Origin of the sequence: Psychrobacter sp. BI730 (genome assembly GCF_013414195.1) — a bacterium.
Lineage (GTDB): Bacteria > Pseudomonadota > Gammaproteobacteria > Pseudomonadales > Moraxellaceae > Psychrobacter.
Window position 1 is genome coordinate 22061 of sequence record NZ_JAATTV010000015.1, and the last position, 15146, is coordinate 37206.

Here is a 15146-nt window from a genome sequence, read left to right on the forward strand (position 1 = left end):
AGTCAGCTGGTTTTGACGTAGTATTGATAATTTGAATGATTTTATTCATTAGTGTTATGAGCATGGTAGCTTTTAATTGCCTTATATAAATATCAGCTTGTATAAATATCGACTTGTATAAAGATTACGTATTTTTTGGATAGGATCATTTTATGATGACACGGACGTTGCACCTAGTAAATACCAAGGACGATGAGAAAATTGCCGTTTGGAAAGTAGTTGATAATTCAGACAAAGATACGATAGCCAATACGTCAGAAAACAGCCTGCCTGACATCACACCGCAAAACATATTTTTGACGCATGGTACGTTTTCTGACAAGCAAACTTGCCTCAAAATCGCCGAATATTTTGCAGGGCTTGGTCATCATTGCTACATCATGGAATGGCGCGGGCATGGTAATAGCTCGCTACCGAAAGAAAAATTCAACTTTGAGACTGTCGCCACTTATGACTATGAAGCGACTTTTCGCTATTTCTTTGAAGAATTAAAGCTCAATAACCTGCATTGCGTCACTCATAGTGGTGGCGGTGTTGGCCTGACCATGTTTCTTGTCCAAAACCCAAGCTATATCGATAAGGTCAATAGCATCAGTATGTTTGCCTGCCAAGCTTTTGGCGCGGCGCAAGACTCGACCAGCTACACGAAAATCCTTACAGCCAAGGTACTTACGCGATTGGTCGGCTTTATACCCGCTAAGCAGTTCAAGGTAGGCCCTTTTAACGAAAGCTACTATACGATGACCCAATGGTATGATTGGAATTTGCGTAAAAACTTTAAAAGTAGCTTTTTGAAAAAGGCTAATTTCGATAAAGGCAGGACAAATACAGAAGAAATGAACGAAAGCATTAATCAGCAGAAAAGTACTGGTGATGACTTTATCGACTATCGTCATCATATGCCACAGATTACCATTCCTGTTTATTCTATCAGTGCAAAAGGTGATGCCTTCATCTCCCCTACTCGCGGCTGTCGTTTGTTTTTTGAAGGCTTTAACAATTCAACCAATGTCTTTCGAGAGTACTCGATTAGTAACGGCGATTTAGATGACTATACACACAGTCGCATCATGATCAGTCGTAACGCAGCCACAGAGATTTGGCCAACAGTAACGGCATGGATAGAAAAGCATGCCAGTTAAGTAAATATATCTATTGGACGATTTCGATAATGACACACCCCTAAACATCTTTGCACTTGTCAGAAAGTCATGGGCTGTGTCAGTATTAGCGTCATTAATTTTTAATCAATAAAAATAAGTCGTAGGAAGTTGGCGTCTATGAGTGAATTATCAGAGCAACAGTCAGATAAGCAGAACCTAGATCAGAAAAGCAGTAAACACTACCGTTATCTAGTCTTTATCGGTCGCTTTCAGCCATTTCATGCGGGCCATAAAGCCGTTATTGATGAGGCGCTCAAACGTTCGGATGAGGTCATCATGCTCATTGGCTCGGCCAATTTGCCACGCAGCTTACGCAATCCGTTTAGCGTCGCTGAGCGTGCTACGATGATTAAGGGCGCTTACTCAGCAGCAGACGCTGCCCGTATCCACTGCGTCGGGCTAGACGATGCCCTCTACAACGACACGCGTTGGCTACAGTATGTGCAAGCGGGTGTAAAATCTGTCACGGGTAACTTGCAGACAGATATAGGCCTGATTGGGCATTCAAAAGACAGCTCCTCCTACTATTTGTCATTATTCCCCAACTGGGCATCGGTGTCAGTGCCCAATTACCATAACTTATCGGCCACCCCTATCCGCGACAGCTACCTGATGGGTGCCACGCCGACCCCTGAGCGCACGCCTGAGTCAACACGCAAAGTGCTCAACGATTTCAAAAAAACTGACGACTATCATCAGTTGCACGAAGAAGCCGACTTTATCGATAAATACAAAAGACAATGGGAATCAGCACCTTATCCACCCACCTTTATGACTGCCGATGCGTTGATTGTACAGTCAGGTCATATCCTCTTAGTTGAGCGGCGCAGTATGCCAGGTCGCGGATTGTGGGCACTACCGGGCGGGTTTTTGAACCCAAAAGAAACGTTATTTGACGCCTGTATCCGTGAGCTACGTGAAGAGACACGCCTCAAAGTGCCTGAGGCTGTATTGCGTGGCTCTTGCCACAGTCAGCATACTTTTGATGATCCATATCGCTCGGCACGCGGTCGTACGATCACCCAAGCGTTTTATTTTCAACTGAAAAATGATCCAAAAGGCTTGCCAAAAGTAAAAGGCGGTGATGACGCTGCCAAGGCGTTTTGGTTACCATTGGCGGAGCTTAACGCAACCATGATGTTCGAAGATCACTATGCAATTATCACCAAAATGGTTGGGTTATAGCATCATTTTCTATCATGATTTATCACTTTTATATGCAACTTATTAGCACCCGAGTCGATAGACGACAAGGGTTTATCGCCGCCACTGTTCTTTTATTAAAGCAGGGGCGGCATCTCAAAGCAGAGGAGTTCTGTGATGTACACCAGCAACCTAAACAACCTAATCTTAAACAGCGACAGCTATAAAACCTCACATTGGGTGCAATACCCAAGCGGTAGTGAGTATCTGTCAAGCTATATCGAAGCGCGAAAAGGTGACTATGATGTGGTGTTTTTTGGCCTGCAAGCCTTTATCAAAGAATACCTAAGCACGCCTATCACCCATCAAGATATCGATGAGGCCGAGATGGTCATTCAAGCACACGGTTTGACTTTCAACCGAGCAGGATGGGAGCATCTGGTCGATAAACATGACGGCTACTTGCCACTACGCATCGAGGCCGTCGCCGAAGGCAGCATAGTACCCGTATCTAACGTGGTTTGTCAGATTACCAATACTGACCCTGAGTTTTATTGGCTGCCAAGCTATATCGAAACGGCACTATTACGTGCGATTTGGTATCCATCCACGGTCGCTAGTGTCTCTCACTATTGCAAAGACATTATCCGTCAAGCGTTAGAAAAATCAGCGGACAATACAGAGTCCCTGCCTTTTCGCTTGCATGACTTTGGCGCGCGCGGTGCATCGAGCCAAGAAACAGTTGCACTTGGTAGCTTAGCGCATTTGGTCAACTTTGCTGGTACTGACTCGATGACAGCGCTTATCGCTGCTAGTCGCTGGTATCAAATGGGCGACGATATGCCTGCATTTTCTATTCCAGCGGCCGAGCACAGTACGATGACAGCTTGGGGACGTGATGGCGAGACTGCTGCTTTTCACAATATGATCGAGCAGTTTGGCGGTAAGGATAAAGCATTCTCAGTTGTCTCAGATAGTTATGACTTATGGAACGCGATTGATAATATCTGGGGCGATACTTTAAAAGAAGACGTCAAAAACATGGGTGGTACGCTGGTCATCAGGCCAGACAGTGGTGAGCCTACTAAAGTCGTCCGTGAAGCATTAGAGCGTCTAGCGGTGAAATTTGGTACGATTATAAACAGTAAGGGCTATAAAGTACTGCCCGATTACGTGCGGATTATCCAAGGGGATGGTATTAGTGCACAAAGCTTGAGCAATATCATTAATGTGGTCATGAAAGCAGGCTTTAGCGCAGAAAACGTAACATTTGGCGTGGGCGGCGGATTGCTACAGCAAGTCAACCGCGACACCATGAGCTGGGCTATGAAATCGAGCGCCATCTGTATCGATGGTGTATGGAAAGATATCTACAAAGACCCTATCACCAGTCGCTCAAAGCGTTCGAAAAAAGGACGATTGGCACTAGTAAAAGACGACAGCGGCCAGCTCAAAACCATCAAGCAGCAAGAAATGAGCGATGTGGCGGACAACCTATTGCGTGATGTCTATATCGATGGCCAACTGTTGATTGACGACAGCCTCACGACTATTAGGGAACGTGCAGGATGGTAGATACCAGCAAACTAACTTCTGTCGCAAGAGATGTCTTACTTGCCCCTGTGTATCTCTATCAGGGTCGTAAGATTAAACGTGATACGGTTCGCCTGCCTGAGCCAAACGGCGAGCGGCACGGAATAGTTGAGTTGAGTTGCTCAAGCGTATCGGCTGATCGTAAGCAAACGCTCAATTTAATGGTCGTGGGCGACTCAGCAGCAGCAGGTGTGGGTAGTCAAACGCAGCAAGAAGCATTGGTCGGTAAGCTCATACCGATACTGGAGCAAAACAAAGCTATCCAATCGAACTTTGCTCGTCTCAATTGGTCATTACAAGCGACAACAGGTCATACCAGCTTTGATATTCTACGCAGGTTATATGTCTTACCTGCTCCTGAACAGCCTATTGATGTGATGTTGCTAAGCGTAGGGGTCAATGACACGACGTCCAATGTCTCTGTGCATAAATGGCAACAGCAAATTGAAGACATTATCAATATCGCACAGCGCAAATTTGGCGTACGAGAACTGGTTTTTTTAAGTTTGCCGCCGATGGCGCAAATGCCTGCAATTCCTGCTCCGCTCAATAACTTTGTGGGTGCAAAAGCATCGGTACTTGATGGGATATTACAGCAGGTCTGTGCGGCTCATGCTGGTGTTACATATATGGCAACCGACTTTACAAGGATGCTAGAAGAGCATGCAAATGGCTCGGCTATCGATATCAATGTGATGTTTGCCAGTGATGGATTTCATCCTAGCAGTCTGATGTACGGCTATTGGGCGCAGCAAATCGTAGAGACTATTATTCAGTTACTAGATTCTATTCAGTTATTGGACTCATCTACTACTGAGTTTGAGCGCTAAAAAGACTGTTAGCTTTATTTTTAGATAATAGAAAATAAAACACAATAAAAAACCGCTGAATAATCAGCGGTTTTTTATTGCTTAGCGAAATATATTTACACCATAAGTGTAAATTATTCAGCAGCGTCTGCAGCTTTCTTGCTACGGCCACCAAATGCGCCAAAGCGTTTGTTGAAGCTTGCAACACGACCTTCAGTAGAAGTTTTACGTTGCTCACCAGTATAGAACGGATGCGACGCACTTGAGATATCAAGTGGGTAGTATGGGTATTCTTTACCTTCGTATTCACGAGTCGCTTTAGTCTTAGCAGTTGAGCGAGTCAAAAAGAACACGTCAGCGTTAGTGTCGTGGAATAAAACTTCTTGGTAATTAGGATGGATATCTTTACGCATAATATACTCTCTAGGTCCGATGTATGTACAACGTCTAAATACAGCATCAGCGATGATGTATCAAACAAATAATGACATACGTAACTGAGGCACTAAGGACATTACAAGTATGGCAACTGCGTCACTGGCTTATTCCAGCACCCAACACCACCCTTCTGTTCGCTTAGCCTTTCCCCAGCGGGAAAATTAAACCGCGATTTTAACGGTTTTTGACGTAAGACGCAAGGAGCAGTTGTGATAGAGATATGTGATAAGTTGTCAATAATAGAGAAATAGTGTTGAGATGTATGAGTTAACCCAGTACAATGTTTTGGTTAGATATATTAATCAATTACATTTTTATATGTAGTTAATCTAACCAAATATAGGTTGGCTGCGCTATTTATTTATCGCAACTCTAGGACACATAGCTACAATATATTTACTCATTTTTTACAAAAAATGTTTTCTTCTTTGTTCATCGGCGAGCACCAATACCCTAATACTATGTAAGGACTATTCAATGAAAACCACTACAAAAGCCCTATTGATCAGCTCAATACTTTCTATCACTACCATGGCAAGCGCTGCACTGCCGACTCAGTGGCAACTAGATAACTCTCACACTCGTGTCGGTTTCTCAGTTGATCACATGGGATTTTCTACGGTCATGGGACACTTTAGCGATGTAGACGGTACCGTTAAATTTGATCTAAAGAACCCTAACCAAACCCAGCTGAACTTTGTCATTGATACAGACAGTATCGATACTGCTTGGGCTGCCCGTGACAAACATTTAAAAACGGAAGAGTTCTTTAACGTTAAAAAATACCCTACTATGAGCTTTAAATCTACTCAGGTTAATTTTGTAAATCCGCAGCAAGCAAAAGTAACTGGGGACTTTACTTTACTGGGTCAAACCAAGCCGCTAACTCTTAATTTAACGCTGAACAAAATCGATAACAGCCCTCTGACCAAAGAGCCAGTCGTTGGCTTCCGTGCTACTGGCACTATAGACCGTGCAGCTTATGGTATGACAGCCTACTCTGCTGGTATTACGACCAATGTTCCTATTCAAATTGATGGTGAACTGGTAGAAAAGAAATAACTGTAAGCTTATAGCTCTCTAATAGCTTTCGACCAGAACGAGAAAAGCAGCCTATCCTCATTTATAGAGGCAGGCTGCTTTTTTATTTCCTATAGATTCGTCTACGCTCTAATCCTATATATTCATTATTTTACATAAAAGGTTTTTATATACTTGAAGGCTTCATATTTTGTTGTTATATTCGTATATACGGATTTACGAATATATAACGCAACACTGAGGGAGCAGCAACGTGGATACAGTACAAGTTAATTACATAGCGATAGATGCTGAGTGGGATAAGAAGGTATCAAATCATCATTTTGATATATACCACTTATCTGGTTGGATTGCGGCCTCAGCTGTCATCGACAAGGGCAAACCTCAAGGCATCATCGCTCACTATAAAAACAAGGAAGTATTGTTACCTATTATAGTTAGAGACATTGACTCAGAGCACTGGGATGCTACTTCCACTTATGGTTACGGTGGCCCGTTGATGGACAAAACCCTCACTGATGCCGAGTTAGACATCGTACTAGATGAGATAAGGGCTTTTCTTTGCGAGAGAGGCTGCGTGTCTTTGTTTATGCGGTTGCATCCGATTATTAATAAAGAATGGATACCCACAGTTGGCAAAGCACTGACTCACGGGCTGACCTTGATGTCTGATTTAAGTAAGTCAGAAGAAGAGCATTGGAGCGAGACACAAAATCGGCATCGCCGCGGTATCAAAAAAGCCATGAAAATGGATGTTGTGACAAAAACAGAGTTCTTGACCCGACAGAACGCCATGGTGTTTTCAGACATTTATAAAGAGACAATGCGACACGTCAAGGCCAGTGATTATTACTTCTTTGATGATGATTATTTTTTTAATTTGCTTGAAAACCTTCAAGAAAAAATACTATTGATAACTGCCTATCAAGACGATAAACCAATCGGATCTTCTATATATACGCTCTGCCAAGAGTCAGGCATTATGCAGTTTCATCTTGGCGGTACGCTGAACGCCTATACACATCTACAACCTTCTAAACTTATCACTCATGTCGCTCGCAACTGGGGACGAGAGAACCGTTATGAAGTGCTACATCTTGGTGGCGGCGTTGGTTCCAACTTAGACTCTTTATATGAATATAAAAAAGGCTTTAGCTCACAAGAGTTACTATTTAAGACTTACAGGCTCATCGTCAACGCAGCGAAATATACAGAGTTGGTGACGGATATCTGGTTCACGGAAAGTGATCTGCTCTCAGACTTTTTTCCTTTATATAGAAAAGAGCCTAGCAAAGAAGAAGTGCTAGAGACTATTCAGATTGAGCCTTTAGCAAAGGTGACATAATACAAGTCACATCTATTATTAGAGAATATACGCACGGTAGTATTCTCGATAGCGGAAAATAGAACCAAAAAAATAAAAAGCAGCCTGCCTCTATAATTGAGGGCAGGCTGCTTTTTTGCGTTAACGTTTTCGAGTCAGTTTATATCTAATGCATACTATTTACTTGGGATAACATGCCAAACGCCAAGTTTATCATCCCCGTCTTTGTCACCAACTTTTGTGTCATTAGCATAGAAGTATAAAGGCTTACCGTTCATTGCCCACTGATATTTGCCATCTTCACGCTTAAAGGCAGCGAACTGACCTGAGGCTTTAGCATCACTAGGCGCTTTGAAAATTGGCCACACAACTTGGCAAGCTGCACCGCAATCTGACTGGTTCATAGAGTCTTTATCAAACGTATATAACGTCATATGGTTGGTAGCATCCACCAACACCCCATTCTTGCTAGTGACTGGTGCTGTATTATTGCTCGTTGCCTGTACTTCATGCGTACCTGACATATCATTACCGACTACGTTTTTTAAGGTAGTACAGCCAGTTAGTGCCAATACACCTGTTAGTGCCGATAACATCATTATATTTTTCATCATAACTTCCTTGTAATTTTAGTCGTATTTTTTATAGCGATAAGCTTGTTGTCGTTTACTTTATCGACTGTCCCTTTTGTTAATTTTGACATTTGTAATTTTGAACAGTTCTCAAAACAGAACCGACACTTCTTGCTAAGCAAAATAAATATAGCATATGGTTTTATATTATCTTGATAATCAATATACACGCTTACAAAAGTGGTCGAATTTTACAAAACAATAAAACGACCTTGTTTTTGATTTCACAAGTTTGCCACCTCTCTCGTTTACTCTATATTTAGACAGACTCATTCATCTGGAAAACTTCACACATATAGCGACTCGTTGACAAAACTCATGCATCTTCTTACGTATTTCCCATCATATTGCCTGTAGTTCTTCGTAAAATAAACCTATAGAGATGAAGAATGGCTAAACAATAGAAAAGATGACTATTGAAGTTCAGATTTGTGTGTTGAACTTAATTACCTTCGCACGCATATCAAGAAATATAGAACATTGAATAAATATACCGAGTACGGCCTAATACAGATGCTATTAAGGATACAACGACGACAATGACTCAGTCTTTTGATAAAAATTACGCTCAATCCTTTAATCGTGATGCTCATTCTGGGGTGTTAACTTATGGGGCACAAAACACTCAACCTAAAAAGCGCGTTGGCATTTTGGGCGGCGGTACTGCGGGATCGACGATTGCGATTCGACTTGCTGCGTTAGGATTAGAGACCTACTTATTTGAAAAGAAAAAATCTCTCATTGATGGACCACCTATGTGTCATTTGCATGCAGGTGGTAACTTGTACCGTGAAATACCGGACGAAGATTGCGTAGCGCTGCTTAAGCAATGTATCGATATTTTGCGTTTGTATCCGCACACTATTGACGTCCGTCCTACTGTGTTTGCTGTACCGACACGTGACGAAGGACTGCCTGAAGATTTACTACCGCGTTTAGACATTTTGACCGATGCTTATCAAGAATTGATCGAGCAAGATACTAATAATAAGGTATTGGGTGAGCCTGAAGATTACTATCAACTCTACAGCCATGAGCAATTGATTGAGCTGTCTGAACGTGAGCAAGTCGCTGTACCAAGTACGATTGATGAATGGATGATTCCAGTCGCTAGATACTTGGATTTAAACAAAGTTAAATTTCCGTTAATTGTTGTCCAAGAATATGGTTGGAACATTTTTCGTTTAGCCGCTTCTGCCAAACTTGCACTTGAAGAATACGATAATGCGCACGTATTTACCGAAACTGCTGTGCAAAAAGTCGTACCAGTAGATTGTGAGAACTGTACCAACGCTGACCATCATGTCACTAAATGGCGTATCGACTATCAACAAATCCATAATCAAGAACACGCCTCTCAGCCTGAGTCTATCGAAGTTGATTATTTAGTCAACGCTTGCGGATTTCGTACAGGTGTCATCGACGATATGGTTGGTGTCGAAGTAACACGTATGGTCGAGTTCAAATCGTCTTATGTGACTCATTGGGGCGATGCTGGTGGACAGATACCAGAGATCATCGTTTATGGTCAACGAGGAACGCCAGAAGGCATGGCGCAGCTTACTCCCTACCCTGGTGGATATTTTCAGATTCACGGTATGAGTAAAGCCATTACTCTGTTTGATGATGGTCTTGTCGCATCAAGTGAAGACAGTGCGCAGCCCAAACTACCGCAGCAATACGTGCATTATATTGAAGACGGTTGGGATAAAGCACCCCTACAGGCACGTAGTCAGCAAGCGATTGAGTATGTGGCGGAGTTTGTACCAACATTCAACAGCGCACGTACTGTTGGTAACGCGCTATACGGTGGGCAGCAGATTCCTGGACAGGATGATACGCTGCGAGTCGCTGACGTGAGCTTGTACTCTAATATACGCTATGCCCGTGCAGAAAACGTCAAAGCATCTTCAACCTTGATTGCCGCTGATCAAATCGTTAATGAACTAACAGATCTAGGCTTGATAGAGAACGATACACCTCTAAATCGTAGTCGCTATGCTCATGAGTGGTCGTACCTTGTCCATAATGATAGCCTCGCTGTCGATGAGGTTGCACGTGAGCTCGCTGAGCAGCGTGGATTCCCGATAGCGATGGCTCATGTCAATCATAGCATTCGTGAAGTAGCATTGGAAGATCTCACGCCTGCTGATGCCTAATAGGCATGATTCGCTGATAGGTTGTTAATACATATGACAAAGGAGCAAGTAACCGAGATTTGGTTATCTGCTCCTTTTTTGCAATAGCTTTTAATATTTAAGCATTTACTGTGTATGAATAGCTATAAGGCTTAACTATTACTACCAGCCATTTTCTCCGTATCCACAGCATCATCTATGGTCACTACTGTTTGTAGCATATCGATCGCTTCGCTGATGGTATTGCACACCACTAGACGATCTAAATCTTCCTGCTTCATAAAGCCTTGCTCAGTGGTATATTTCAAATGCTCAATCATACGGTCATAAAAGCCATTGATATTTAGAATAATCATTGGTTTTTCGTGCTGGTACAATTGACGCCACGTAGCAATTTCCATAATCTCTTCTAACGTTCCTAGCCCGCCCGGTAGCGTGATAAAGGCATCGGCATACTCTGCCATGACGGTCTTACGCGTGTGCATAGTGTCAGTCAAATGCAAGCGAGTCAGCTGCTCGTGAGCAATTTCGTGCTTGAGCATAAAGGTTGGAATCACGCCCACTGCTTGCGCGCCGCCATTAATTACTTCATCCGCAACTGCGCCCATTAGACCGATACTAGCGCCACCATATACTAGTCCCATGCCATTATTTGCTAATGCACTGCCGAGCTCGCGTGCCGCCTGTTCATACACGTCACCATTGCCCAAGCGTGAACCGCAATACACAGCCACGAGCGGCATTGATAGGGCAGACTTGTCGACTGCTTTTTCAATGTTTGTAATGTCTTTGCTTGTGATTACGTCATAAGTATCATCGTTGATTTTCATTTGCATATAGCTTCCTTAATTACCTGTCAGTTTTTATTGAGTGCTTGTTATTAGTGAAGGCTGCATACCGACACCTATCATTTATATTGTCATGCACATGATTCATAAGACAAACTCAGCCAAGCTATACGAAACTTGGAAGTCATATTTGAGCAACTGTCTTGCCAGTATTTATCTTAACATAAGCAATGCTACCACATAGTCACAACGATTTATCACTACGCAACGACTACACTTTCAAGATGCGCATTTATTGTTCATCATAGTTCGATATTCATTATCTACTAATAAAAATACTAAGGTATACCCATGGATAATCACAACACCTCTCCTACTGCCGAGCTATCAAGCTCTGTGGTTAATAGCAATCTCACTAGTAAAAGCAATACGAATGACGCGAGCAATATTGATACTTACTCATTAAGCATCATGACCGATCGCAACCAAGCATTGGTAGCCACGGTCTATCGCCCTAAAGATGCAACAAAAAAAGCCGTCATGATGGCACCTGCCACAGGTATTAAGCGTCACTTTTATCATAATTTTGCGACCTACCTAGCAGAAAGCGGCTTTGGAGTGCTGACCTTTGATAATGAAGGAATCGGTGAGTCACTATCGACCGAACTGGCAAAATGTAGCGCTTCCTTGATCAGTTGGGGTCGCCATGACATGCCAGCTGTACTTGATGCTTTACAAGATGAGTTTCCTGATGCCTCTTATCACCTCATCGGTCATAGCGCGGGTGGTCAGCTCATTGGCCTGATGCCCAACTATCAGGCGATTGGCTCAGTGTTCAATGTCGCTTGCTCGTCAGGGCGTATCAAAAATATGGGCATGCCCTATAAACTCAAAGCCATGGGTTTTATGGATGCGTTTATTCCATTCACTAATTTAACACTGGGCTATACGCCGTCAGATAAAATCGGTATGGGTGAGCCGCTGCCACGCGGCGTGGCTCGTCAATGGCGTGAATGGTGCAATGGCGCGGGCTATATCAAAACCGCATTTGGCAAAAGCATACACACGCATTTCTATGATGAGCTCAGCATGCCGGCATTGTGGCTTGGCTTTAGCGATGACGATATCGCCAACAGTGAAAACATGGACGATATGATAAGGGTATTTACAAAGATGCCCGTAGAAAAGCGTTTCTTGGACCCTGAGGATTTTGGTCTAAATCATATCGGTCATATGCGCTATTTTAGCAGTAAGACCAATATCAAAGCGCCGCAGCTATGGCAGATGGCGGTGACATGGTTGCACGACCAACCATAATTTTATCGTCACGTAGCCCCTTATATATTGGCTACGTAATAACTTAGATTACTTTTTTGCGTTTTCTGCCTCTTCCATTTGTAAGCGTTTAGTCAGTGCCGAATACAGCGACGGCTGCATATTATGAATATTGCCTATCATCCATTTAACATAGCTGATAGGCACATCTTTGATAGGTTTGCCTTTATGTTTACCAAACGGCATTTTGCTCACAGGGGTCGCTTTATTAGAGATAGCATGTGCCGCTGCAAAGTCTGTCGGCGCAATCTCTAGACGCTCGCAGCATGCCTGATACAGCAAATAGCACATTCGAGCATCGCCAAGCGCGTCATGAGCGGCAATCGTCATTGCACTCGCTTCACCCTTGCCCAATAACTGCTCGATACACTTAGACTGACCGTAAGCGCGCCATTCTGGAAAAGCTACCCGCGCAAGTCTCACTGTACAAATCAGCTTAGCAGAAGGACTGCCAATCACTCGCCAATCAAAACGTACGTTATGACCAATCAAGTACTCTGGTAATTCAAACTGCTCCAACTCAAAGCGCTCAAGTCCAGCCACATCATCATCGGTAATACCATGCACCTTTATGACAATGGGTGAGATAGATCGACCACTGTTAAAGTATTTCATCCATTCAAAGCCAGTTGCTACATTGATAGTAGCAACTTGGATAGGTCTAGGATCACTGCCCTGATCTGTTTCAGTATCGATAACCAGCGCTGTTTCGCGCGTGGCAGAAATATCAGTAGGCTTAAAAGCATCATTCATAAAGTATTAACCATCAGTAGCAACTGTCTATGCTCAGCAGAAATGTTAAGTAGATAAAACTATATTTGCTGTCTATATTCTTAACCATAAGAATATCTATGGGGGTAAAAACGATAGATAACAATGCGATACATACGTTGTTAGACGAAGCTTTTATAATCAAAACTCAAATGACATCAAATATATATGAGACATCAATGCTAGCAGATGGAAATAACCAGCCTCCCAGACCTTCTTTTTTTAGTCGTTTAATAAGCCTATTGATTAAGGCTATCGTATTGCTAGCACTGTTATTTGTCTTTGATAAGCTACTACCCAGTATCAGTCAACAAACGCAGTCATTTGTGGTTGCCAAATGGCAGCAATTGAGTCTATTGCAACAAGAACTGCCGACAGAAAACAGCTTACCCAGTCCACTACCAGAACGAAACCTGACAGACACTTGGGGCGCGGCACGTAGTCAAGGCCGCTCCCACGAAGGTATCGATATCTTTGCGCCGCGCAACACTCCCGTACAGTCGACCACGCAAGGCGTAGTAAGCAAGGTTGGTGAGAACACATTGGGTGGACGCGTGGTTGTGGTGGTAGGACCTGGTGGCGCAGGACATTACTATGCCCACTTAGAAGACTATGCTGACATCTCTCCCAATGACTGGGTCAATCAGGGCGATGTAATAGGTTATGTGGGTGATAGCGGTAATGCAAAAGGAACACCAACACATGTCCATTATGGTATCTATATTAATGGCAGTGCGGTCAATCCTTATCCGCTTTTGCAAAAGGATTAACGAACACAGAAAAGTATGTCGTTAACCTAATTTGAAATAATGATAGGTTTAGATTAATCAAAAAACTTAAGCCGAAAAAACAACGCTAATACAGACTAGAAGTCATATTAATTGGCTGTGACGGATCTGACGTAATTTGAGGGAAATACCACACTAAATGTCGATCCTTCCCCTTCTACTGAATCGATTTGCAATTGCGCTTCGTGCTGGTGCAGTACGTGTTTTACAATCGCTAATCCCAACCCCGTACCACCTGTTGCACGGCTACGACCTTTGTCGATACGATAGAAACGCTCTGTCAAACGGGCGATATGCTCTGACGCAATACCGATCCCATCATCTTCGACCGCGAAACGGCAGCCATCAGACGTCCTTGTCCAGCTGATAGTGATATTACCGCCCTTTGGCGTATATTTGATTGCATTGATTACCAAATTGGATAGCGCACTATTCAAGTACATCTCTGACCCGTACAGCCCATCGTACGTATCTATATGCAAATGAATGATGTGTTTGTACGCTTGGTTGTAAGCCTGTGCATCGTCGTAGATATTGGTCAGTAGCTTAGTCATATCTATGTAATGCAGCTCGTGTGACTCTTCGATTTCAATCTTAGACAGTAGCAGTAAATCGTTCACAATTCTGTTCATACGGGCTGTTTGCTGGGTCATCAGCTCAAAACCGCGACGCCATTGCGGCGGCATATCTGGCTGATCGGAGAAATTTTCTAGGTAGCCCATCATTACCGTCAATGGTGTTCTAAGCTCATGCGAGACATTTGCGACAAAATCCTGACGCATTTGCTCTAAGTGCCGCAAGCGGGTCACATCATATACAAACAGCAGTTTTTCATCACCGAAAGGGGTCAGTTCACACTTTAAGTAGCGACTAGGATCTCGCCATGATTCTATATGGACGCCGTCGTTAGGTATCGTTGTACCTTCATAATACTGGCGGAACTCAGGTATAGTAATAAAGTCAAAAATATTTTGACCTTTATCTTCTGGCTGTAGCAGCAATAAGTCTTGTGCCGCCTGATTCCACCATTCTAGTCCATCATGATTGTTGAGCAAAATCACTGCATCGCGCAAGGCTCGTAGTGCACTGCCGATTTTTTTGAGTTGCTCCGCTGTACTTTGAGTAGATATTTGCTCTAATAGAGCTGATTGCTCACTCTGTGCTGGCGCTATCTTGTCCATTT

The 15146-nt window shown here is 43.2% G+C and carries 14 protein-coding genes; 9 read left to right on the forward strand and 5 right to left on the reverse strand.

The window, feature by feature from the left end:
• Positions 1–152 precede the first annotated feature (152 nt).
• The 4 genes from HCZ91_RS11295 to HCZ91_RS11310 all read left to right on the forward strand — a co-directional run bounded on the left by HCZ91_RS11295 (position 153) and on the right by HCZ91_RS11310 (position 4729).
• Positions 153–1142: an alpha/beta hydrolase gene (locus HCZ91_RS11295; RefSeq protein WP_179799471.1), complete on the forward strand. Its 990-nt coding sequence runs from the start codon at positions 153–155 to the stop codon at positions 1140–1142.
• Between the two features lie 138 nt (positions 1143–1280).
• Positions 1281–2348: a bifunctional nicotinamide-nucleotide adenylyltransferase/Nudix hydroxylase gene (locus tag HCZ91_RS11300; protein WP_179799472.1), complete on the forward strand. Its 1068-nt coding sequence runs from the start codon at positions 1281–1283 to the stop codon at positions 2346–2348.
• Between the two features lie 135 nt (positions 2349–2483).
• Positions 2484–3881 carry a nicotinate phosphoribosyltransferase gene (locus HCZ91_RS11305; RefSeq protein ID WP_179799473.1) on the forward strand — a complete coding sequence of 466 codons (1398 nt, stop codon included), beginning with the start codon at positions 2484–2486 and terminating at the stop codon, positions 3879–3881.
• Positions 3875–4729: an SGNH/GDSL hydrolase family protein gene (locus HCZ91_RS11310; protein WP_179799474.1), complete on the forward strand. Its 855-nt coding sequence runs from the start codon at positions 3875–3877 to the stop codon at positions 4727–4729. The genes HCZ91_RS11305 and HCZ91_RS11310 overlap by 7 nt, the downstream gene beginning before the upstream one ends.
• Positions 4730–4842: 113 nt before the next feature.
• Here HCZ91_RS11310 and HCZ91_RS11315 read toward each other — a convergent pair whose 3' ends face one another.
• A complete protein-coding gene (locus tag HCZ91_RS11315) occupies positions 4843–5121 on the reverse strand; it encodes a type B 50S ribosomal protein L31 (RefSeq protein ID WP_057761772.1) in 279 nt (92 codons plus the stop codon).
• A 502-nt stretch (positions 5122–5623) separates the two neighbouring features.
• Here HCZ91_RS11315 and HCZ91_RS11320 point away from each other — a divergent pair.
• Entirely contained in the window at positions 5624–6208 is a 585-nt protein-coding gene (locus HCZ91_RS11320; RefSeq protein WP_179799475.1) for a YceI family protein, read from the forward strand.
• 232 nt (positions 6209–6440) lie between these two features.
• Positions 6441–7532 (forward strand): GNAT family N-acetyltransferase, encoded by a 1092-nt coding sequence (locus tag HCZ91_RS14065; RefSeq protein ID WP_179799476.1) that lies wholly within the window; start codon positions 6441–6443, stop codon positions 7530–7532.
• 155 nt (positions 7533–7687) lie between these two features.
• Here HCZ91_RS14065 and HCZ91_RS11330 read toward each other — a convergent pair whose 3' ends face one another.
• On the reverse strand, positions 7688–8125 hold the full coding sequence (locus tag HCZ91_RS11330) for a hypothetical protein (RefSeq protein WP_257020054.1): 438 nt from the start codon (positions 8123–8125) through the stop codon (positions 7688–7690).
• Between the two features lie 557 nt (positions 8126–8682).
• Between HCZ91_RS11330 and HCZ91_RS11335 the strand changes: the two genes are divergently transcribed.
• A complete protein-coding gene (locus HCZ91_RS11335) occupies positions 8683–10302 on the forward strand; it encodes an FAD-dependent oxidoreductase (protein ID WP_179799477.1) in 1620 nt (539 codons plus the stop codon).
• A 131-nt stretch (positions 10303–10433) separates the two neighbouring features.
• On the opposite strand, the gene HCZ91_RS11340 is transcribed toward HCZ91_RS11335, so the two are convergent.
• Positions 10434–11117, reverse strand: coding sequence for a TIGR00730 family Rossman fold protein (locus HCZ91_RS11340; protein WP_057761780.1), 684 nt, complete (start codon positions 11115–11117; stop codon positions 10434–10436).
• Positions 11118–11540: 423 nt separating this feature from the next.
• On the opposite strand from HCZ91_RS11340, the gene HCZ91_RS11345 reads away from it, so the two are divergent.
• Complete coding sequence (locus HCZ91_RS11345; protein ID WP_346342196.1) at positions 11541–12386, forward strand: alpha/beta fold hydrolase; 846 nt, start codon at positions 11541–11543, stop codon at positions 12384–12386.
• Between the two features lie 48 nt (positions 12387–12434).
• On the opposite strand, the gene HCZ91_RS11350 is transcribed toward HCZ91_RS11345, so the two are convergent.
• Positions 12435–13157 carry a DUF3820 family protein gene (locus tag HCZ91_RS11350; RefSeq protein WP_179799479.1) on the reverse strand — a complete coding sequence of 241 codons (723 nt, stop codon included), beginning with the start codon at positions 13155–13157 and terminating at the stop codon, positions 12435–12437.
• A gap of 197 nt (positions 13158–13354) precedes the next feature.
• Between HCZ91_RS11350 and HCZ91_RS11355 the strand changes: the two genes are divergently transcribed.
• Positions 13355–13945: a M23 family metallopeptidase gene (locus HCZ91_RS11355; RefSeq protein WP_101205360.1), complete on the forward strand. Its 591-nt coding sequence runs from the start codon at positions 13355–13357 to the stop codon at positions 13943–13945.
• 107 nt (positions 13946–14052) lie between these two features.
• On the opposite strand, the gene phoR is transcribed toward HCZ91_RS11355, so the two are convergent.
• Positions 14053–15144 carry a phosphate regulon sensor histidine kinase PhoR gene (gene phoR / locus HCZ91_RS11360; protein WP_179799480.1) on the reverse strand — a complete coding sequence of 364 codons (1092 nt, stop codon included), beginning with the start codon at positions 15142–15144 and terminating at the stop codon, positions 14053–14055.
• Between the last annotated feature and the right edge of the window lie 2 nt (positions 15145–15146).